This is a genomic window from Bacillus smithii, assembly GCF_001050115.1.
GTDB lineage: Bacteria > Bacillota > Bacilli > Bacillales > DSM-4216 > Bacillus_O > Bacillus_O smithii.
The window spans coordinates 1,901,543-1,923,622 of sequence record NZ_CP012024.1 but is presented as its reverse complement, the minus strand read 5'-3'; the positions used below and the strand labels follow the sequence as shown (position 1 = coordinate 1,923,622).

The window sequence follows — 22,080 nt, the reverse complement described above, 5'->3', positions numbered from 1 at the left end:
ACACTTTAAGATAAATACCATTCGCAAGTAATCGGGTGAAATCCGGGTCGAATTTTCAAAAGATCGAAAATGGCAATAAGCATAAAAGAGAGGCGGGAAATGATGAAAAAAGTTGGATCGATTATATTCGTTTTCCTTCTGGCGATTGGATTAACGGCATGTGGCCAAACCTCGGAAAAGTCGGGAAATGGCGGCACCAAAGAAAGGACGGTTATGTTTGCGACAGAACCTGCTATTGCCCCATTCTCATTTAAAGAAAATGGCCAGTTAAAAGGTTTTGATATTGAGATTGTTCAAGAAATTGCGAAAGAGAAGCATTACAAAGTGAAATGGAGAGAAATGAAATTTGACGGTTTGATCACGTCACTGCAGTCCAAGCAAGTGGATGGCGGAGTGGCAGCCATTACAATACGTGACGACCGAAAGAAAGTAATCGATTTTACCGAACCATATTACCAATCTGGACTGGTCTTAGTGACGAAAAAAGAAAGCGCCATCAAATCATTGAAAGATTTAAAAGGAAAAATGATCGTTGCGAAACAAGGTTCTTCCGGTTTGGAAAAAGCCAATGAGCTGAAAGCGAAGTATGGAGCCAATGTCAAAATATTAGAAGATGAACCAACTCTTTATATGGATGTAGAAAAAGGTCGTGCAGATGCGTTAGTGAACGATTTGCCGTTTGTTATGTCTAAAATTCATTCAGGAACGGCTTCCCAACTCAAGATCGTAGGCAAAAAACTAACGACAGAGGATTACGGCATTGCGATTGCTAAAGATGAACCACAACTTTTAAAAGACTTTAACGACGGGTTGGCGGAATTGAAGAAAAACGGAAAATACGATCAATTATATGAAAAATACTTTGGAACCAAGCCGAAATAAAGCAAGGGTGCACTCGCAGCACCCTTTTTCAAGTCAATGATGGAAATTTGTATCTTTTATTTTATAGTTCAAAGATGGAGAAGAGCGTGGCGATAGCTGAAGGAGGGAATATGATGAATGGATTTTTACTTGTCATGGATCAGATGCCGCTTTTATTGAAAGGAGCATGGAAAACCATTGAACTAGCGATATTTTCGCTTTTCTTTGCGGCCATTATCGGTCTCGTGTTCGGATTGTTCCGAGTCTCTCGGTCAAGACTATTGCGGGCCATTACCAAATTTTATGTCAGCTTAATCAGGGGAACTCCCCTTTACGTCCAGCTCATTTTCTTTTATTTTGGCGTTTTTCCATTGATTATAAAAGGATCGATTGAACCTACAACGGCCGGTATTTTTGTTTTGAGCATAAATGCGGGGGCGTATTTGGTGGAAATTTTCCGCGGCGGGATAGAATCTATTGACCGTGGACAAATGGAAGCAGGGAGAGCTTCGGGATTGAGTTATTGGCAGACGATGAGGCATGTAATTCTTCCGCAAGCAGTGAAACGGATGATCCCCGCCTTCTTGAATCAATTTATCATCAGCTTAAAAGATACTTCTTTGTTTGCGACTATAGGAGTGGCGGAATTAACGTATACAGCTCAAACGATTTATTCGATTATTTTTAAAGCGTTCCAGTTTTTGACGGCGATCGCAGTTATGTATTGGATCATCATCACCCTTTTAACGTGGATGGCCACTTTTTTGGAAAAAAGATGGGTGTCAGAATAATCTTAGAACTTTTTTATCATAAAACTTAGTGTGCTGTTAGGATTGTTTTTCCATTCAATTTGAATGAATGTGTAAATTTTTTTCACTCAATGCCTTACAGAAACAGGCTCCTAGCAATCTCATAAGTTGAAAAATCTGAATTTAGATTTGGTACGGTTTTTTGAAAATACGGCCATTGTTCCCTAAAAGAACGGAAAACAATGGCGCTCTTTATATTTTCCACGAAAGTCCGCCGTTATACTTTATTCCTTATCTATTAAAAGTTTTTCCTTCCCCGGGCGGCCCCCCATTTGTTCCATAACCCAATTACAAGCATTGAAATTTCCTGATGAATAAATGATGCAAAATCTTTCAATCTGCGTTATTCTTGGAGTGGGCCATTAAGATAATCAGATAGTAGAGATAATAGTTTGTCGTGGCAGAGAAGAATAGTGAAAGAGAAGGAGAGAAAAATGGTGAAAGCGATATTAACCGTAATCGGAAAAGATAACATTGGTATTATTGCGGGGGTTAGCCAGCAATTAGCCGATTTGAAAATTAATATATTAGATGTCAGTCAAACGATTATGAACGGTTATTTTACAATGATGATGATGCTTGATCTATCCAAAGCATCGGAAAGTTTTGAAACGATCAAGAAAGCGCTGGCTGAAAAAGGCGTAGAATTGAATGTACAAATCAAAATCCAGCATGAAGATATTTTTAACTCAATGCATAGTTTATAAGTTGGGGGTTTACGATGGAAACAAATAAAATATTAGAAACCATCCGCATGATTGAAGAAGAAAAGCTTGATATTCGCACCATTACAATGGGAATTTCTTTACTGGATTGTATTGATGCGGATGGGAAGAAAGCACGTGAAAAAATTTATGATAAAATTACGCGGAAAGCGGAACATTTAGTCAAGGTAGGTCAGGAAATCGAGACCGAATACGGGATTCCGATCATCCATAAACGAATAGCGGTGACACCGATTTCTTTAATTGCCGGAGCAACAGATGAAAAAGATTATGTGGCTTTTGCGAAAACACTCGATGAAGCGTCAAAGGCTGTAGGTGTTAATTTTGTTGGTGGTTTTTCGGCGCTTGTTCAAAAAGGTTACCATAAAGGGGATCACATTTTGATTCAATCCATCCCCGAGGCTTTAGCCACCACGGAAAGAGTATGTTCTTCTGTAAACGTTGGTTCAACACGGACAGGCATTAATATGGACGCTGTTAAAGAAATGGGAGAAGTCATAAAGAAAACGGCGGAATTAACAGCCGATGAACATGGCTTAGGCTGTGCGAAATTGGTTGTGTTTGCGAATGCTGTAGAAGATAATCCGTTTATGGCAGGAGCGTTCCACGGTGTCGGCGAAGCGGACTGTGTCATCAATGTCGGCGTCAGCGGACCCGGAGTGGTAAAACGGGCATTGGAAAAGGTAAAAGGAGAAAGCTTTGATGTTGTCGCGGAAACTGTGAAAAAGACGGCGTTTAAAATCACACGCATGGGCCAGCTCGTCGGCCAAGAAGCGTCCAAACGTTTAGGCGTGCCGTTCGGAATTGTTGATCTGTCTTTGGCTCCTACTCCGGCGATAGGAGATTCGGTTGCCCACATCTTGGAAGAAATGGGTCTGGAATCAGTGGGAACGCATGGTACGACTGCGGCACTTGCCCTTTTAAATGATGCCGTCAAAAAAGGTGGGGTCATGGCTTGCGGTCATGTAGGGGGACTAAGCGGAGCGTTTATTCCGGTGTCAGAAGATGCTGGTATGATCGACGCCGTGAACAGAGGTTCTTTGAACTTGGAAAAATTAGAAGCAATGACCGCTATTTGCTCGGTTGGTCTTGATATGATTGCCGTCCCTGGAGATACTCCTGCTGAAACGATCTCTGCCATGATCGCCGATGAAGCAGCGATTGGGGTAATTAACAACAAAACGACGGCGGTAAGGGTGATACCGGCACCAGGTAAAGCGGTTGGCGAAATGGTCGAGTTCGGAGGTCTGCTCGGGCGCGCACCGGTTATGGCCGTCAATTCTTATTCCTCCGCTGATTTCATCGCCCGCGGCGGTCACATTCCGGCACCGATCCATTCATTTAAAAATTAAATGAATCAATACAAACTATATTCTTTTTGAAGAAATCGTTTGTTTCTTTCTGGTCTCATGATTGGATAACTAGTGAGTAAAACATTCCGGTCAATGGGACCGTTTTTCCGCTTCCATGATCTACTATAAATGATGGAAGCGGATTTTTTTAACTAAATTAGGGGATCTTAACACGGATGAAAGTCAACCCGCTGTCTTGGTACAATGTACACAAAAAATAAACGAATTTCTGATCTTGAAATTCAAAGGTGCAAGCCATTAATAAAAAACCCCGTATCCACTAGAGTGACTTACAGCTAATCGTGTAAAGATGAATTTTAAAACAGCCAAGCTGCTTAGATGTTTCATTAAATCGGGATTAAGTTCAACATAAAAACATTATGTTAACTCGGAATAAGGGATCTACAACCGATTCGATATTGAACTACCGCTTAACTCTTTTCTTTTTCTTACTGTCGAAAAAAGCTCTCCTAATGGGGGACGAACGATTTGGATCATGATATAATTAGGCTACAATATGGCATTTGCACTGCCTTACAATGATGAATGAGGTGAAAAGATGAATTCTCACGAGATTGATTATGAATTGCATGGCGATGATATGCAATGTGTTGAAATTGAGCTGGATCCGCAAGAAAGTGTGGTCGCGGAAGCAGGCGGTATGATGATGATGGAAGACGGCATCGAGATGGAAACGGTATTTGGAGACGGCACGGAACAAAAAAGCGGATTATTCGGCAAATTAGTGGGTGCCGGCAGACGTTTGCTTACGGGTGAGAGCCTGTTTATGACCGTTTTTACCAACCAATCATCCGATAAAAGGAGAGTTTCTTTCGCTGCTCCCTATCCTGGAAAAATTATTCCTCTTGATTTAACTCAATTCAACGGCAAAGTCATTTGTCAAAAGGATGCTTTTTTATGCGCGGCTAAAGGTGTATCCATTGGCATTGAATTTCAAAGAAAACTTGGTACCGGCTTTTTCGGTGGAGAAGGATTTATCATGCAGAAGCTGGAAGGCGATGGGCTTGCCTTTCTCCATGCCGGAGGAACGATTATCAAAAAAGATCTTTCTCCCGGAGAATTGTTGCGGGTGGATACAGGCTGTTTAGTCGCTTTAACTCAAGATGTCGACTATAATATCGAATATGTCGGAAAAGTGAAAACCGCTTTCTTTGGCGGTGAAGGCCTCTTCTTTGCAACCCTTCGTGGACCGGGAACGGTTTGGGTGCAAACATTGCCATTTAGCCGATTGGCAGACCGAGTTCTAGCCAATGCTCCTAGCCATGGCGGAGATTCGACCGGTGAGGGAAGCATACTTGGCGGACTTGGACGACTGCTGGATGGAGACGATTAATCACCTCTTTTTGAAAGAATTCTAATCACTCGTTTACCCACCCGTAATGGGTGGGCTTTTATTTTATGAGGATCAACTTGTTTTCGTTTATAAAAAAATCTTTTTTGTTTAAATTAAAAAACTTTCTGCGAATTTGATATATGGTTCTTTCGGATAAGAATTATATAATCCGATGGAGAGGCGTACGGGATCTCCGAAAAAGAATCGTTCAAACTGAGTTTGCCGTGAGCCGAATGCACTCATGCATAAATCCCAAGCTAATCGGAATACCTTCACTCGATCTTCCGCTGAGGAATTGGCTCCTTGAAGATATTGGTCTAAAAATTTCCGGATAGACGACTCGAAATCTTTTTCGGTCGGAAGTGCGATCAATCCACTGCCGCTCAATAATTGAAGAATTTCCACCAGTCTAGGATAAACGCGTGGATAATAATGAATAGCGGCTTGCAGCGGCTTTACATCCGGTACCAATGTTCCCCATTGATTCAACTTCGCGTTTTCCCGTGAGGATATTTGGAGTCCTTTCATAATTTCAAGAGCCGTGATGATTTCGCTCACTTTCTCTTTCACATGCTGAAACTCCCCAATTTGAATGGATTCGATAATCAGTTCGGCAAGACCAAGAATAAATTCCGTTTTAACAATCATTCGAGTGACTGCTTGATAAAGAAGGAGAGTGTGAAAATTCGTATCTTCAAGCATTTGAAAAGCGATTTGCAAATCTTTATATAAAAATACCCTTTCCCAAGGAACCAAGACATCATCGAACACCACAAGAGAGTCCATTTCTTCAAATCGGGAACTTAATGGACAATCGAACCGAGAATCGCCGCCTGTGAATGATTGGCGGCAAATAAATCTTAATCCAGGTGTATTGGAGGGAATGGAAAAGGCATAAATAAAAGATTCATCGACGAAATTGCCCCCTGATGGAAGAACAAGAATTTCGTCCGTTATACCGCCTTGAGTAGCCAGTAATCGCGCTCCCTTGATGATCAGACCATCGCTTGTTTCTTTTACCACTTTCGCCGCAATGATGTTCTCATCTGAGTCTTCAAAGTAAGCAACAGAACGATTGACTTGTGGATTGATGAATGTATGCGTAAAAGACAAATCATTCTTGCATGCGGTTTGATAAAGATTTTTTATGTTCTTCCCAAACATAGACTCGTTTTTGCCGAATAAGTCGCTGGCCGATGCCAAAGCCATAATGCCGGTATTGACGTAATCGGGCATTCTCCCCATAAGGCCGGCATTCGTTTTTGACCAAATTCTTGTAGCCGCCTCTCTTTTTTTTAAATCTTCAATGGTCTTTGGCTGATGAAAGGAAAACCCGATTTTATCCGTGGAGTCTTGCGGCTGGACCGTCAATAAATTGGTCAAGTCAGGATCATGTTGAAGATCGTAAAGAGCTGCTTTACTTTGCAGCACTCCTTTAAAAGCGGGATGCTCGGTGATTTTCCCTTTTACCCGTTCCCCATGAATCCATACTTCATTATTTAATGCATCAATTCGTTTGAGATATTCATCACCTGTAATCACCATTTTCCTACACACCTTTGTCGTAAACTATATTCATATCTTATGCAGACAGCTTTATGACTTGTGAAAAACGAAGGGAGGATTATTTCTGAAGGATCGAGGAATAGGACAAGCGGAGTCTATCATCGACATTTGACGACGGGGCTTATAACGTCGTCTAATTCCATTCAAAAGGAAAAGAACGAGGAATAAAAAAGCAAAAGTGGAGTTTATTTTATGAAGGAAAGTCGTATCCCCATTTCTTTTACAGAACCTTTTCATTTGTCGTCGACCTTATAAAGCGCAGAAACCCCGGGGATCGACGACATTTTTCAAATGTAAGAAAAAGAGAGCAAATGAACGAAACAGAAAGTAAATCAGAGAAATTTTGATTTCTTTTCCAATGGAAAAAAGTTGTTTCCCAAAAAGCCAGTTTGTTAAAATTTCTTTAAATTTAATCATTTTTGGGGTTTAGATCTTACCTATAAGGAATTGAAACTTTCCATAAGCATCTTCGCCTGTAATTAAGGTTGGCAGTTTAGAACTTACCTACGAGGAATCGAAATCGCTTCCACCCTCTCTTCTCCCAGTCATAAATATTTGTTTAGATCTTACCTATAAGGATTGAGATAGACGCAAAGAATTCGATAAGATGGTTTATCTATGGTATTGAATTTTTCAGACGTTTTCTGTGAACGTCATTATTAAATTGGATAGGGAGGATGTTGTCGATATGGAGCGAGTAATGTTGAACGGTTCACAATCGAAACATTCTATTAATCATTTATAAACGTTCGCCGCAAAATGAAAATTTTTATTTCTAATCCTTGATTTTGGGAATTTCGCTGCTATATGGGTATAATGTGGACAGTAGAATTTTTACGGTACATTCTGCGGTGCCATTATATCCAAACGGAAAGGGCAGATTGTCGATGAGTTTACTGGATGAGAAAAAATTCACAGAGATTAGAAGTCGATTGGAAAAAAGGGTAGTGACATTGCCGGACGGTACGACGATTCCATGCTTAGGGCAAGGAACATGGTATATGGGGGAAAAGCCGAAAAGGAAAGCTGAAGAAATAAAAGCTTTGCAGCTCGGAATTGAATTAGGCATGAAACTGATTGACACAGCTGAAATGTACGGAAATGGCGATTCTGAACGTTTAGTCGGTGAAGCCATTAAAGGACGCAGAGACGATGTTTTTTTAGTTTCGAAAGTATATCCTCACAATTCGGGGATGGACAAAATTAAAATAGCTTGCGAAAACAGTTTAAAGCGTCTGGGGACAGATCATTTAGACTTATATCTTTTACACTGGCGCGGACGTGTTCCTTTAGAAGAAACGATTGAAGGAATGGAAAGATTGCGGAAAGAGGGGAAAATTTTAAGGTGGGGAGTTTCCAATTTTGATACGGATGATATGGAAGAGTTATGGAATACCCCTAATGGATCGAATTGTTCGACCAACCAAGTGTTATACCATTTAGGTTCCAGAGGAATCGATTTTGATCTCTTGCCGTGGCAGCGAGTACATCACATGCCGATCATGGCATACAGTCCCCTGGCTCAAGGAGGTTCTTTAAGAAAACAATTGTTAACGGATCCTACTATTCGTGAAATTGCAAATAAATATAAAGTGAAACCGCTGCAAATTGCACTGGCTTGGACGATTCGTACAAATGACGTGATTGCCATTCCGAAGGCTGTGCAGGAACAGCATGTGATCGAAAATGCAGAAGCGGCAACGATTGAATTAACCAAGGAAGACCTAGATAAATTGGATAAGGTGTTTCCGAAACCAACTAAAAAAATGCCTTTGGATATTATTTAAAAGAACTCATTGTGGAGTTCTTTTTTGTGGAAAAATTCGCTTTCGCATCTTATGTTGCATGATGAAAATCCGCTAATTCTGAAAAAGAAAAATATTAGTCGTATATCGGCCCATCGAATGTTGAAAGAAAATAAAATTTAAAAAGTTCTCGATCTCATTGTATTTTTTGTCGTCGACCTCCAATAGCGTTTACTTCCCGGGAGATCGACGACAATTTGATTCGAGAAGAAAACAAGAGAATGGAGAAGAAAATCGAAGAAAAGAAAAAGATTGATAAACTTTTACTGTAACTTTAAAATGGAATTAACAAAAAATTCACGATTATGAAAATGTTGCTGCATCAACGTTTTTTGGGGTTTTTATCTTAACTATGAGGAATTGAAACTACATTTTCATACATTGATCCTGGTCGCGTAGCAAGTTTTTATCTTAACTATGAGGAATTGAAACTTCGATTATACAAAAAAGGCTGGAAGCGAGAAGCGATCGTTTTTATCTTAACTATGAGGAATTGAAACTGCTGTTGCCCATTTCAAAGATGGCGGTTATCAATTCGAGTTTTTATCTTAACTATGAGGAATTGAAACAATAATCCAATACCAATAGATAAAGGAGTAAGCACGTTTTTATCTTAACTATGAGGAATTGAAACTTCAATTGTTAAAGCCGAGCGAAGAAACGTCGAAAGGTTTTTATCTTAACTATGAGGAATTGAAACTTCGTATTTTTGGGACAATATTCGCAAGCCCTTCAAAGTTTTTATCTTAACTATGAGGAATTGATTTAAGAGAGACGAGTTTCTTAAACACTTTGATAGATAAGTTTGTGACATGTTTGCTTTGTTCAATGGAGCTATATAGTTTTTGTGTGTTCTCTGATTCATTATTCAGTAAAAAAGTGCAAAAACATAAATTGTATAATGCTAATAACAATTCAGATGTTACTATTTGAATCAGAAATTCCTTTTAAAGGAGTTTTTTAGAATACACGAATGCAAAAGATTCAAATAAATGTGACAGTTTTGCGTTGTTACACTATCCTTGACACCTCGTGCGGTGTTGTCAATAGCCGTTTTTGTAACTAATTACAGATGGCTTGATCGAACGTTTGCTTCAGTTATTATCGATTAATTGACCGGCTTTTTCAAAGCCTAATAATTTTATTCCATTGACGACCAGGTATGGCCTTTTCGGGGAAGGCATCTTACCTGTCAGGAATAAGGAAAGGATCGTTCGTCATACAAGCAATAGGGATGGTAGTAAAAAAGGGATTATTTTGAAATAAAAGTTATATCTGTTTTGGTTTATAAAGGCAGAGACGAATTTATTTTTCGAAAGAAGGGTTACTATGCGATTAACGGTGGCGATGAAACCAAAGTATCATGATGTCCTGTTGCCATTACATTATCAGTATTTGCTTCAAGGGCTGCTCTATCAATCTTTAAAAGATAAAACGTTCGCAACGTTTTTACACGAAATCGGATTTCAAAAAGGAAAAAGATCATATAAATTATTTACTCAACTTTCGCACACAGAAATATTTAAGCATTGCTTGATATAATTAGGTATAGTGGCCAACCATTTATTCATTTGATTTTTAAAGATGTCCATGTTCAAAGAAACCTCGGCTTCCGCCAAAGTTTGGAAAAGGTCAATAAGTGATTGAAGGGCAGTAATAAAATCTATGTCTTTTACATCTTCGCAAAGGATGTAAAAAAGGTTGCCAATCGTCTTAGGATCCTCCTCTTTTCGCATTTGCCAAGCAATGAGAATATATCGTGTAAAAACAATGGTTGTATGGCTAATTAACATGTCGTAGGAACGTCCCTGGAATTCTTTCTCTAAATTTAAAAGGGATTTATTGCATTTGAAGAAGACTTCAATGTCCCAACGCATGCCGTAAATACGAATGATCTCTTCATTTTCTAATGTTGTATCTGTGCTGAGAATGGCAAGCCATTCGCTCCGTTTATTACGGTTTCGTACAAATAGAATTTTTACTGGAATTCCATTGTCTAAAGTAGCATAAACGGATCCGCGAATGTCTTTTTTACCCATGTGAGGTTTTGCCAATTTGTAAAGTTGATTCAGTGTGAAACGTTCACCATTGTAAACGTATCGCTGCTTTAATTGCTTCACCAAGCCAATGACAAATAACCCTTTGTTCGTAATCTTCTCAATTAAAGGCGCTTGTGTAAACCAGGAATCCATGAGAACATAGTCAGCTATAATCCCTTTTTCAAGCGCATGATCAAGTAAAGCTGAAGCCACGTCCGGTTTTGATTTCAGAGCTTCCTGGCGACGCTTATAGCCAGATGTTCGTTTATCAATATTGGTATTGATTTCTTGCAGGCGATTTTCCTTTTTCGGTGAACTTAGAAGAGCAAAATCAATGGGAATAAAAGTAAAACTATCGGTCCAGCCAAGGGTAAGCATTTGAAACCCTTTCAAGTACTGATGGGTAGAGTGATCAAAAACCTTAGCCAACAGTTCAACCGACTTACTACGGTTTCTTGAAAAGACAGAATCATCAATCACAAAAGCTGTGACACGATCTTTTGAAGTTAATGGTTGAAGCAGACGGATCATTTCACTGCTTAATGAAAGCAGAAACTTTCTCCAATGATAGGTTGGTGTATTTAAAAAGCGATAGACTGTATCCTTTCCGGGCAGATCCTGAGATCGTTTACTCATAAAAGCACGAAACCAGTTCTTATATTGGAAGACTAAAAGAAAAATCAGTTTGAAAACAGTAAGACAAGAATACCCGGAAAGTTTCGTAATATTCGCTTTTCTTAAATGATATCCAATATTTAATTCGGAAAATCCTTGTTTAATTTCTTTTGGTAATTGCGCAAAGTAGTCTTTATTCGTTATCATAGTGGTGACACCTTTCTTTTGGATTTGGTTTCGTCACCAATATTTTACCAAAAGAATAGGTGTCTTTCTTTATGTTTTAAAAAATGTCAAATGATAATTTTGTACTTCCCAAAACCATTTACATCAAGCATTTAAACAAGATTTTGGACTGCGAAAGCTGAGTTATTTACTTTCAGCCGACTTTTTGGCCAGCATAAAATTCAATTGAATTCAAAAACGATATTGTTCGATGATGAAATATCGTGGCATATTTCGACTATATTGCCTGAATTGACGCAACAGTTGGGAGAATACTTTTTATTGCAGAATGAAGTACATTTAGGCGATCAATGTCTGGAGATACAAAGTATACAATTAACGGATGATGAAGTGGCAAGTTCGGAAGTAGAAATAGAGATGCTTTCCCCTTTAACAGTCTACAGCACCTATGAAACGGTGGATGGCAAGCGGAAAACTCAGTTCTTTGATCCATATGACGAAGTGTTTTCTCATTTAATTGAAGTGAATTTTCGTAACAAGTATGAGGCTTATTACGGAGAACCGCCAAAAGAGCGGTTGTTGATCGAACCATTGCATGTCACTCAAAAACATAAAGTCGTTACGACTTTTAAAAACTACTATATTACTGCCTGGCTGGGGAAATTTCGCTTACAGTCATCTCCAAAAAATTTAACCTTCTTATTACAAACGGGGATAGGCGGAAAAAACTCTCAAGGGTTTGGGATGTTTCGAGTCGTGCAAGAATTGTAAAGATGAATTTGTCGTCGACCCCCAATCGTGCAAAAACTCCAAGGGATCGACGACAAAATGTGTTTATAGTACAACTAGGTAAAAATGCAGAAAATATCAGTGGTAAGAGAAAATAGATAAAATTATTCTTTTACGATAAAATGAAAAACAACAAACTCTATATTTTATGTCATCCCTTGATTTATCAACTATTTTTGAGGTTTGTATCTTAACTATGAGGAATTGAAACAATTTCTGACTTTCGATAAAGTCAGCAACCGCTAGGTTTGTATCTTAACTATGAGGAATTGAAACAAGTACAGCTCTCCAATTTCACCAGGAGCAACCGGCGTTTGTATCTTAACTATAAGGAATTGAAACTACAGACATCGGTCCGATGGAATTATGAGAACATTGGGAATGTGGTAGCCATTAACAACAAAACTTTAATTGTGCACGGGGCTGTTTTCTCAACGATTGATGTTTTTATCTGGATTTATAAAATGATGATATATTTGCGGACGATAATATGAATAGCATTAATATCAGGAATGTGGTCTTTCAACTTATTTGTTTTGGATTATTGGTGTTATTCGTTCTGTTCATCGTGTGGCTTTTCCGTTCAAATAAAAAACGCATCCGACAACTCGATCGGATTGAAAAGAAAATCGAAGAGATGGATGAACAAATTAAGAAAGGTCATAACGGACGGCAATAGTGACCGTTTTACTAAATATTGCTTTTGAACTTGAAAACGATGTACGAGAAATTAGTAACAAATCGGATGCAGAAAATGCCTTTGTATTTTCAATATTAAATACAACTAGCTTGGTAAGATTGAATTTATATGGGGGCGTTTGTGAGTAGCTAATTGTAGTATTTAACATCAGAAACTTTGCATTAGAAGTTTTGTAAACACAGCGCTTTATATTGAATTTGGGCCCAGTTTTGTGGCTTTTTTAAAAGATGTAACAAACCAAATGCTGAAAACAACAAAGAAATGACTAGATAAAGCGAAAGTAAAATTTCATACCTTTTTTGAACTTTTCATTTCTCACTTCTCCTTTTCCCCTTGTAATAAAGCTTTGAAAATGATAACAAAAACTAGAAAAACACCAAATAAAACAGTTAAAGTAGTATTTTCTAAATCATAAATATAATTCAAAAATAATACAATTGCTAAATATATCATACAAAAAATGTAAAATATCTTTTTAGTCATAGAAGATGGCCTCCATTTTTAGTTATTTTATTAACCTTTCTGTTGGTTCTCAGCTGGTTATATGAAGGTATTCATAGATTTATCCATGTTTGCAAGTATGTATTTTATTACTTCATTTTTTATTGCCCTAGAGAATCAATAAGCTGAATGATTACACTTAAAGTATGTAATCATAAAGCCGTTTTCTAGGTGTTTTTTATGTCAGCATCTTCTCCTGCATCAAGGTCTTGAATCTGTCTTTTACCACTATAAATGACGTCATTTCCTACTCTTTGTTTTGACATATCCCCACTCATTTCCAAATCTGTTATAATTATAACAAATATTTAAAAAATCAGAACTTTTGTTATAAAAATTAGCTTATATTGTAATCGCTTTACCTTTTATCAACTATAAGATACCTCAATCATCTCGAAGAAAAAGGGAAAATGTATGTTTTTCTTATGTGCCATATTAAAAAACTTATAAAAACATTAACCATTTCCTGAGTCTATCGATATTACAGTCAGTCCATGTAAAACTCTTTACTCCAAAAATTGTGTATTTGGCAATTAAAAAAGGCATCAAATGGCAAATAGGGTTATTCACTTCTCTGTATAAAATTCCAATATTATGTCGCTTGACATGGAGCCTCTGCGGGTATAATTTTCGCAAAGGGGGTAAGCCATAGGACTTTGCAAGGCACACAAGCCTATCCTTCCCGCCACTCCATGTAAAGCGGTGAATATGCAATAAATAATGCATACTCTTAATTGCCAAACACTACATTTCTTAATTGCCATCAACAAAAAATTGCTTGTTTTAACCACTTAGGAAAGCTGTATGTGGCGTCTATCAGCGGTAAGATGACTGAACGGAAAGGTAGTGAATTAAGGGAGAATTAAGTAATAGAGGTGTCAAACAAAAGAAAATTTATTATTAAAATCGATAAAGGAGCGCATGGCATGAATTTAAAAAGGCTCATTCAATTCCTATTATTATTGTTCATCCCTTCAACTTCTTACATTTATGTTCAAAGTGTTGGCAGTTTAACGGACGAAGCTAATTTAGTGATTACTCTTTCCTTGACGATATTATTTCCTGTTTTGTTTTGGCTTTTTTCTAAAAGGAAAATCCTTTCTATTTTTTCAGGATTTTTTATTGGTTTAATATTGGCCTTTCTTATTATCCCATCTACTGATAGACAATATTTTCATTACATATTAAAAGTAGCAGCGCTGGTAGAAATTTTATTTTTGCTATTTGTCGTGAATAGTATTCGATTGACCATCAAAAAAATGAAATCTTTAAAAAATGACACGCACTTAGATTTTTGGGAGCGACTGGATGATTCTATGAGTGGTTGGATCGGAAATTCATTCGTTCGCGGTGCGGTCATCATGGAATTTAAAACATTCTATTATTCTTTGATTGTATGGTTTAAAAAGCCAAAACCCCCAAATGGCCTTTTATTCAAATATCATGAAAAAACTATGTTTAAGACGTTTATTATCGTGATCTTACTTATACTTCCTTTAGATGCGGTTGTATTCCATCTGTTATTCATGCAATGGAATAAATTAGCTGCATGGATTTCCACCATCATCAATATTTACGCTTTCTTTTATGCAATCGCTCTCTATAATTCAGCCAAGTACCTGCCAATCGTTGTCACATCTAATAAACTCATCATTCATAGCGGGTATACGGGAAAAATGATGATCGACATCGACAATATTCAATCTTTAGAAACTTTTAGCATGAAAGATGATGTTATGTTTACTAAAACCAAAAAAGGCGTATTTAAAGCAACAGTAGGGATTGATGAGCCGGAATTGGAATTAAAATTAATAAATCCTGTTAAGTATTTTGGACCTTTTGGCATACAAAAACACGCACATACAGTTTTGTTTAGGGTAGACGAACCACAACAGTTTAATAAAATCATTCAAGAATCAATGGATAAACATGAATGTATTGAAGAATATAGAAAATATTAGGACGAAAACCATGATAAAGACAATAGAAAACTAAAATCGAACGAAAGAATATTCTGAAATTATAAGTGGGTTGGAAAAATACTTAAAAAGTTTTTCTGGCGTGAGAAAGGCAAACATAGAAGACTTATTCGAAAACATTAAGTTTGATATTTCAATCTTTGAAATTGCCATAAGTATGAAAGAGAAATTCCTTTCCGAATTTCTTCATTCATGATCTGCGCTCATAAAACGATCATCACTCAAAAAAGGTCGGCGATTTCCAATGGGGTCAAAACATTGGCAGCCGACACAGGATATTTAGGCAGTAGTCCGCCGTCAGTAGAATCATGGTTGGACATCTTGTTATTTTGATTCGAAGGCTTATCATTGCAGCAAATTAGGAAATTCCCGCTGCTTCAGCCAAATACTCGACTAGATGCAGCACACGGACAGACGAAGATAATTTCTCACGTTCAATTCCGAGCTTCATTTGCAGCAAACATCCAGGGTTGGTTGTTATAATCACTGATGCATCGGAGGCTTTCATATTCTTCATCTTTTCATCAAGAATACTCATGGATGCATCAAAATGTATGATATTGTAAATTCCCGCAGAACCGCAGCACATGTCAGCTTGGTTCATTTCAATAAAATGAACTCCTGACACGCTTTTTAAGAGATCTATTGGTTCTTGAATCACTTTTTGAACATTTGTCATATGGCAAGAGGGTTGATACGTTACACGTTCTTCTTCTTTACGTGCTTTGAGGTTCGGAAGTCCTCCGCAAGCGATCAATACCTGGCTGATATCTCTTATTTTAGCAGAGAACGTGGAGGCTTTATCAGCCCATTCTTTTTCATCCGCAAGCAAATGGTCATATTCATACAGCATAGCTCCGCATCCTCCCGCATTGTGAACGATGAAATCCACCTCTTCCTGTTCAAATGCAGCGATATTTTGTTTGGCAAGGCGCTTAGCTTCTTCTAATTCTCCGGAATGTGCATGAAGGGCGCCGCAGCAAGTCTGATTCGGTACGACGATCACATCGCAGCCTGCTTCGGCAAGCAGTTGTACAGATAAGCGGTTAATGCGATGAAACATGGAGTCCATGATGCAGCCTGTAAAAAAAGCCACTGTTGCTTTTTTTTCACCTTTGGATTTTATTTTGACGAAATCTTGTTTGCGTTCTGAAGGTGAAACGGTTTGCGGGATGATTTTTTCGAATTCATCCAGATGATAGGGCAATTTTTTTAAAACGCCTGACTTGCGCACGACTTTTCGCATTCCGCTTTTTTCATAAAACCAAAATGCATTTCCTGACCATTTCATCATGTGACGATTTGGAATGGCTTTGTTCAGCAATGCTTTCCGCAGCAAACGGGCCGGAACGGAAAGCTTCTTGCGTTTGGCCATTGCTGCTCGAGCGGCTTCAAGAATGGATCCATATTCCACTCCGGTTGGACAAGCCGTTTCGCACGCACGACAACCAAGGCATAAATCGAGAGGTTGTTCCAGCGCAGATAAATCGGTTATTTTTCCTTCACCGACCATTTTGATGAGATGGATTCGCCCGCGTGGCGAATGTGTTTCTTTTCTCATGGTTACATATGTTGGACAGACTGGCAGACAATAGCCGCATTGTACACACCTGTTTGTTTTTTCATATAGAAATTCTTCTTTCAATTGTTCCAAAGATGATTTCATTTTAAGTCAACTCCCATTTCTGACCCTCTTCAGGGAAAATTTTTCCTGGATTCAAAATGTTGTTTGGATCCCATGCCTTTTTGATACGCTTCATCATGTCCAGACCGATGGGACCTAACTCCATTTCCATGAAAGAAGATTTCATTGTCCCGATGCCGTGTTCACCGGAAAGCGTCCCGCCAAGTTCGACGGCTGCGGTAAAAATCTCGGCGACGGCCTGTTCTACACGGCGCATTTCTTCTTGATCATTTTTATCGCAAATGATGTTGGGATGCAGGTTTCCATCCCCTGCATGACCAAACACGACAAGGTGAACCTTATATTTATCGCGAATTTCTTGCAATTTTGCGCACATTTGAGGAATTTTGCTTCGTGGTACAGTGGCATCTTCTGAAATTTTTGTCGGTTTAATCCGTGCGATTGCCGGTGAAACTAGCTTTCTGGCTTTCCAGATTTCCATTTTCTCCGCTTCATTTTGGGGAATGTGGACCGACCGTGCTCCCACCGCATGGCATAGTTCAGCGACTTTTTTGATTTCATCTTTTAATGCTAAAGGATGGCCGTCCAGCTCAATCAGAATGATGGCTTCAGCATCTGTTGGTAATCCTAATGGTTCATATTGTTCGACGGCTATGATGGAGGCTTGATCCATCAGCTCCATTTTGGCAGGCAAAATTCCGGATGATAAAGTTTTGGAAATGGCGCTGCCGGCATCAACAAGGCTATCGAATACTGCCATAATCGTTTCAGAAGCGGGTGGTTTGGGAAGAAGACGCAACACGGCTTTCGTAATAATCCCAAGAGTGCCTTCTGAACCGACAATAAGTTTCGTCAAATCGTAGCCCGTTACGTTTTTTACTGTGCGTCCTCCAGTTTTTATGATGTTTCCCTCGGGGGTAATGACTTCCAAACCAATCACATAATCTTTTGTCACTCCATACTTTAAGCCTCTTGGTCCGCCTGAATTCTCGGCTAAGTTGCCGCCGATTGTCGATACGTGCGCACTGCTCGGATCCGGAGGAAACATGAATCCTTTTTGTTCAGCTGCCTTATGAATCTGGGCGGTTAAGACTCCCGGAGAAACGACAGCGACCAAATCTTCTTCATGAATTTCAAGCAAATCGTCTAATACCGATAAATCGAATACCATGCCTCCTTTAACCGGCAGGGGACCGCCGCTTAAAGATGTGGCTTGACCGCGAGGATAGACGGGGATTTTTTCGCGGTTGGCAAGTTTCACAAGTTCAGCCAATTCTGCCACGCTCTTTGTTTGAATCACCACATCGGGTAAAAAGGTTCCGAAAGAAGCATCGAATGAGTAGCTAAAACGATCGCTTTCGTCTGTCCATACTTTTCCGGTTTTTACGATTTTTTTGATTTCTTCAATATGACGCGAAGTGACTACCTTCATTTGAATCTCTCACTTTCTGTACGGTTATATGTTGTAATCCTTTAAGAGCAGACTCAGTTTTCTTTCTGCATTTTTTAAATGGATAAGGCATTGGATTTTAGCAAGTTCTGGTTCTTCCGCTTCGATGGCTAATAAAATATTGCGATGTTCTTCGTGGACAGCTTTGCGTTTTTGTTTTAATTCTACGTTCGGGCGAAGTGTGATCTTTAAAGTTTTTTCGTAAAGTGAGGATAAATTTTCCAGAGTTTGAATCAATACGGGATTGTGAGTAGCCAAAATAATGGAACGATGAAATTGAAGATCCGCTTCGGTTGAACTCGTTCCCTGTTCGTTCGATTCGTTTTCCATTCTTTCTAAAATTTGCTTCATTTGCTCAAGTTGCTCAGGTGTTCGTCTAAGTGAGGCTAAATAGGCTGCTTCAGGCTCTAAAATTTTTCTCATTTCAAAAAGATATTTAATACTTTCTACATCATCGCTTTCGATTCGAATTCTCTTTAATAAGGATGAAGTGGTCGATTCTTCTACATAACTTCCTCCTCCTTGACGTGAAGAGATGACACCGGCAGCACGAAGCATGCTTAAAGCCTCGCGAATCGGTACTCTGCTTACACCATATTGAGCGGCTAATTCCATTTCAGTCGGCAGCTTTGAACCAGGAGGAAACCTTCCTATTTCAATTTGGTTGAGTAATTCACGCGATATGATTTGCGAAACTTTTTCTTTTTTGGACATCATCTTGCTCCTTTCCATCATTGAAATCATAATTTGTCTAACAAGTTAAAAATTTGTATAACAATTTTCATAATATAAATATTTTAATTTTTAGAAAATAAACAATTTACAATTAATTTATTGAAGATTATAATAAACAAAAAAGACGAAAAAAACAATATAACAACATCAATTTGTTATATAAATTTGTATTACAAAAACAGAATAGCAAAACCTGTCATTTAGATTGTTTTTTCACATCTAGAGTTTCAGAACCAATAGAACATGATGCCGTTCCTGCATTGCTCAAGCGCTGTTTGAAGGCTTGATAATGTGCGATGGGACGACGAGAGGCTGTCAGGAAATAGACGAATATTTAGAAGTTAAGCATGTTTTCATGGATGAAAAAAAGGTGAATTACCCTTTTTGCTAAGGAATTTACTATATAAAGAGGGATATACATGTATGATTTTTCGATCATTGGCGGTGGAATTATTGGATTATCTACAGGTATGGCACTCGCAAAACGTTTTCCAAATTCAAAAATGGTGGTAATAGAAAAAGAAAACGAATTGGCTCATCATCAAACAGGTCATAATAGCGGCGTTATCCATTCGGGCATTTATTACAAACCGGGCAGCCTCAAGGCACAATTCGCCCGTAAAGGCAACAAAGCGATGGTTCATTTTTGTGAAGAACACGGTATTCCATACGAAATATGCGGCAAGGTGATCGTGGCCGCAGAAGAGAAAGAACTTCCAATTATGAGGGAGCTTTATGAACGTGGTTTGCAGAATGGATTGGATGTAAAGAAAATCGGTCCTGAAGAATTGAAAGAGATCGAGCCGCATGTAAATGGTACAGGAGCTATTCGGGTACCGAGCTGTGGAATTGTAGATTATCGAGGTGTATCTGCTGCATTTGCACGCCTCATTCAGGAAAGAGGAGGGGATATTCGTCTTGGTGTGAGAGTGGAAAACATCGTAGAAAATATGGATCATGTGACGATTGAAACAAACCGGGGGACCATACAAACACGTTTTCTCATTAATTGTGCCGGTTTGCACAGCGATCGTATGGCTAAAATGGCTGGCATGAAAACGGGGATGAAAATTGTGCCGTTTCGAGGCGAGTATTATGAGCTAGTGCCGGAAAAACGGTATCTTGTCAATCATTTGATTTACCCGGTACCAAATCCCGATTTCCCGTTTCTTGGGGTTCACTTTACCCGGATGATGAACGGAGAGGTTCATGCAGGGCCAAATGCGGTTTTGGCCTTTAAACGTGAAGGATATACGAAAAAAGATATAAACCTTAAAGATCTTTTGGAGATTTTAGCATATCCGGGTTTTTGGAAGATGGCGATGCCGAATATGAGAGAAGGCATGAAAGAAATGGTTCGTTCCTTTAGCAAACAAGCGTTTTTGCGGAGCTTGCAGCGACTCATACCGGAGTTGGCGGAGAAAGATATCGTTCCTGCTCAGGCGGGGGTGCGAGCGCAGGCTATTATGCAGGATGGAAGCATGGTAGACGATTTTGCTATTTTCTCAGGGAAAAGGTCATTGCATGTATGCAATGCGCCATCTCCTGCAGCCACGGCCTCCATTCCAATAGGCGAAGCCATCGCCCAACAGATTGTTGAACGGTTTCAACATCAAAAAGACATTGGTCTATAAAAAAGAGGAATCAATCTGAAAGGATGATCAGAACAAATTCATCTATGTAATAATTGTTCGTAGAAAGAAGAAAAAATTTAATATATTGACATTGTCTAAGGAGTTGCGGATGTAACGAACGTCGCTTTTTTGTCCATATGTTGAGGCTGACTCAAAAAGCCTGAGAAGATGATTTTTTGAGTCAGCCTTATTTATTAAAAAAGGTGCAAATAATCTAGAATATTTTTTCCAATAAGAAAAACAGTAACAATGATAAATAAAATTCTTACATACGATGCCCCTTTTTTAATGGCAAAGTTTGAACCTACTAAAGCTCCGAAGATCATAGCAATCCCCATGGGAATGCCATATGCAAAACGGACAGCATCCAAGTACAGAAACATGATGAGCGCAGCAATGTTGCTGCCAAAGTTAAGGACTTTGGCGTTGCCGGCAGATTGGATAAAATCAAATCCGATGATTAGAAAAGAAAATAGCAAAAAAGAACCTGTACCGGCACCTACAAATCCATCATAAAATCCAATCAAGAGAACGACTAATGCAAAAAGGATGCTTTTTTTCAAATTCATCCCTTGATATCGAGAGTCTTTGCCCCAATCTTTTTTTAAGATCGTGTAGATGGCAACGGCAATAAGCATCACTAGAACCAACGGTTTTAATATTTCTGATGATATATGTTTTACAACAAATGCACCTAAAAAAGAACCTATAAGAGTTAAAGGGAAAAGCTTAGATACAAGCGAAAAATTTACTTTTCCTGATTTAATAAACGAGATTGTGCTCGTTAAAGCCCCCATTGTACTGGCTAATTTATTGGTCGCAATGGCTGCGGAAGGGGGCAATCCTGTAAACATTAAAGCCGGAATTGAAATTAATCCCCCTCCGCCAACTACTGAATCTACGAAAGAAGCTATAAAACCGGCGAGTACTAAGAAGCCCAATATGTAAAAGTTGATATCGTCCATATGCATTCCTCCTAGAATAATGAAAAGCTATTGATCTATCTATTGAAAGATCAATAGCTGATTTATTTTCAATAGATGTTATCGGCGTTCTTTATCTAAGAAAATCGTTCGTAACGAAAAAAACAGATATTTCTCCAATTGAGGTTAGCCACATATCATTATGGAGACTGTTCCAAATCCCTTAACCGGATCCGTATAATATCCATGAACATTAGTAATTACTATAGTGGTAACTAAAATGATCATAACAAATGAATGTACTTTTGTGAATAAAAAATACAGACAAATATCAGGAAATAATTACACTAATAATTAGAAAAGAACTTTTATAAAGGATTGGCCGTCATACAGGGGAATCATTTACTAAATC

At 38.5% G+C, this 22,080-nt stretch carries 14 protein-coding genes, 1 pseudogene and 1 CRISPR repeat array; of the genes and pseudogenes, 9 read left to right on the top strand and 6 right to left on the bottom strand.

What is annotated here, in order from left to right; all coding sequences use genetic code 11:
* Window positions 1-99 precede the first annotated feature (99 nt).
* The 5 genes from BSM4216_RS08955 (at window position 100) to BSM4216_RS08935 (ending at window position 5,101) form a co-directional block, all read left to right on the top strand.
* Entirely contained in the window at window positions 100-882 is a 783-nt protein-coding gene (locus BSM4216_RS08955; protein ID WP_048623488.1) for a transporter substrate-binding domain-containing protein, read from the top strand.
* 113 nt (window positions 883-995) lie between these two features.
* Entirely contained in the window at window positions 996-1,652 is a 657-nt protein-coding gene (locus tag BSM4216_RS08950; protein ID WP_048623487.1) for an amino acid ABC transporter permease, read from the top strand.
* Window positions 1,653-2,107: 455 nt separating this feature from the next.
* Window positions 2,108-2,377: an ACT domain-containing protein gene (locus BSM4216_RS08945; RefSeq protein WP_040342136.1), complete on the top strand. Its 270-nt coding sequence runs from the start codon at window positions 2,108-2,110 to the stop codon at window positions 2,375-2,377.
* Between the two features lie 14 nt (window positions 2,378-2,391).
* Window positions 2,392-3,747: a PFL family protein gene (locus BSM4216_RS08940; protein ID WP_048623486.1), complete on the top strand. Its 1,356-nt coding sequence runs from the start codon at window positions 2,392-2,394 to the stop codon at window positions 3,745-3,747.
* A gap of 559 nt (window positions 3,748-4,306) precedes the next feature.
* Window positions 4,307-5,101 (top strand): TIGR00266 family protein, encoded by a 795-nt coding sequence (locus tag BSM4216_RS08935; RefSeq protein ID WP_048623485.1) that lies wholly within the window; start codon window positions 4,307-4,309, stop codon window positions 5,099-5,101.
* A gap of 108 nt (window positions 5,102-5,209) precedes the next feature.
* Here BSM4216_RS08935 and hpaB read toward each other — a convergent pair whose 3' ends face one another.
* A complete protein-coding gene (gene hpaB, locus BSM4216_RS08930) occupies window positions 5,210-6,646 on the bottom strand; it encodes a 4-hydroxyphenylacetate 3-monooxygenase, oxygenase component (RefSeq protein ID WP_048623484.1) in 1,437 nt (478 codons plus the stop codon).
* A gap of 908 nt (window positions 6,647-7,554) precedes the next feature.
* On the opposite strand from hpaB, the gene BSM4216_RS08925 reads away from it, so the two are divergent.
* A complete protein-coding gene (locus BSM4216_RS08925; protein ID WP_048623483.1) occupies window positions 7,555-8,454 on the top strand; it encodes an aldo/keto reductase in 900 nt (299 codons plus the stop codon).
* Between the two features lie 355 nt (window positions 8,455-8,809).
* Window positions 8,810-9,239: direct repeats of the CRISPR family, unit length 30 nt; unit sequence GTTTTTATCTTAACTATGAGGAATTGAAAC.
* A 732-nt stretch (window positions 9,240-9,971) separates the two neighbouring features.
* Here the strand turns inward: BSM4216_RS08925 and BSM4216_RS08915 are convergent.
* Window positions 9,972-11,333 carry an IS4 family transposase gene (locus BSM4216_RS08915; protein ID WP_048622686.1) on the bottom strand — a complete coding sequence of 454 codons (1,362 nt, stop codon included), beginning with the start codon at window positions 11,331-11,333 and terminating at the stop codon, window positions 9,972-9,974.
* A 174-nt stretch (window positions 11,334-11,507) separates the two neighbouring features.
* Here BSM4216_RS08915 and cas6 point away from each other — a divergent pair.
* Both cas6 and BSM4216_RS08895 read left to right on the top strand, forming a co-directional pair.
* A pseudogene (cas6, locus tag BSM4216_RS08910) lies at window positions 11,508-12,083 on the top strand (CRISPR-associated endoribonuclease Cas6); the annotation flags it as partial.
* A gap of 2,094 nt (window positions 12,084-14,177) precedes the next feature.
* Window positions 14,178-15,263, top strand: coding sequence for a hypothetical protein (locus tag BSM4216_RS08895; protein ID WP_048623479.1), 1,086 nt, complete (start codon window positions 14,178-14,180; stop codon window positions 15,261-15,263).
* A gap of 376 nt (window positions 15,264-15,639) precedes the next feature.
* Here BSM4216_RS08895 and BSM4216_RS08890 read toward each other — a convergent pair whose 3' ends face one another.
* From BSM4216_RS08890 to BSM4216_RS08880, 3 genes are read right to left on the bottom strand one after another with little or no spacing between them, the layout of a single operon-like run.
* On the bottom strand, window positions 15,640-16,947 hold the full coding sequence (locus BSM4216_RS08890) for a (Fe-S)-binding protein (RefSeq protein WP_048623478.1): 1,308 nt from the start codon (window positions 16,945-16,947) through the stop codon (window positions 15,640-15,642).
* Window position 16,948: 1 nt separating this feature from the next.
* Window positions 16,949-18,358 (bottom strand): FAD-binding oxidoreductase, encoded by a 1,410-nt coding sequence (locus tag BSM4216_RS08885; RefSeq protein WP_156179240.1) that lies wholly within the window; start codon window positions 18,356-18,358, stop codon window positions 16,949-16,951.
* Window positions 18,359-18,382: 24 nt separating this feature from the next.
* Entirely contained in the window at window positions 18,383-19,090 is a 708-nt protein-coding gene (locus BSM4216_RS08880) for a FadR/GntR family transcriptional regulator (protein WP_048623477.1), read from the bottom strand.
* A gap of 440 nt (window positions 19,091-19,530) precedes the next feature.
* Between BSM4216_RS08880 and lhgO the strand changes: the two genes are divergently transcribed.
* Window positions 19,531-20,745 (top strand): L-2-hydroxyglutarate oxidase, encoded by a 1,215-nt coding sequence (lhgO, locus tag BSM4216_RS08875; protein WP_048623476.1) that lies wholly within the window; start codon window positions 19,531-19,533, stop codon window positions 20,743-20,745.
* Window positions 20,746-20,939: 194 nt separating this feature from the next.
* Here the strand turns inward: lhgO and BSM4216_RS08870 are convergent, their stop codons facing one another.
* Window positions 20,940-21,710 (bottom strand): TSUP family transporter, encoded by a 771-nt coding sequence (locus BSM4216_RS08870; RefSeq protein WP_082142299.1) that lies wholly within the window; start codon window positions 21,708-21,710, stop codon window positions 20,940-20,942.
* Window positions 21,711-22,080 lie beyond the last annotated feature (370 nt).

What these genes read in the sequence shown, in the direction of transcription:
- BSM4216_RS08955 (WP_048623488.1), top strand. Translation starts at nt 100, where the DNA reads ATGATGAAAAAAGTTGGATCGATTATATTCGTTTTCCTTCTGGCGATT.
- BSM4216_RS08950 (WP_048623487.1), top strand. Translation starts at nt 996, where the DNA reads ATGAATGGATTTTTACTTGTCATGGATCAGATGCCGCTTTTATTGAAA.
- BSM4216_RS08940 (WP_048623486.1), top strand. Translation starts at nt 2,392, where the DNA reads ATGGAAACAAATAAAATATTAGAAACCATCCGCATGATTGAAGAAGAA.
- BSM4216_RS08935 (WP_048623485.1), top strand. Translation starts at nt 4,307, where the DNA reads ATGAATTCTCACGAGATTGATTATGAATTGCATGGCGATGATATGCAA.
- hpaB (WP_048623484.1), bottom strand. Translation starts at nt 6,646, where the DNA reads ATGGTGATTACAGGTGATGAATATCTCAAACGAATTGATGCATTAAAT.
- BSM4216_RS08925 (WP_048623483.1), top strand. Translation starts at nt 7,555, where the DNA reads ATGAGTTTACTGGATGAGAAAAAATTCACAGAGATTAGAAGTCGATTG.
- BSM4216_RS08915 (WP_048622686.1), bottom strand. Translation starts at nt 11,333, where the DNA reads ATGATAACGAATAAAGACTACTTTGCGCAATTACCAAAAGAAATTAAA.
- BSM4216_RS08890 (WP_048623478.1), bottom strand. Translation starts at nt 16,947, where the DNA reads ATGAAATCATCTTTGGAACAATTGAAAGAAGAATTTCTATATGAAAAA.
- BSM4216_RS08885 (WP_156179240.1), bottom strand. Translation starts at nt 18,358, where the DNA reads ATGAAGGTAGTCACTTCGCGTCATATTGAAGAAATCAAAAAAATCGTA.
- BSM4216_RS08880 (WP_048623477.1), bottom strand. Translation starts at nt 19,090, where the DNA reads ATGTCCAAAAAAGAAAAAGTTTCGCAAATCATATCGCGTGAATTACTC.
- lhgO (WP_048623476.1), top strand. Translation starts at nt 19,531, where the DNA reads ATGTATGATTTTTCGATCATTGGCGGTGGAATTATTGGATTATCTACA.
- BSM4216_RS08870 (WP_082142299.1), bottom strand. Translation starts at nt 21,710, where the DNA reads ATGGACGATATCAACTTTTACATATTGGGCTTCTTAGTACTCGCCGGT.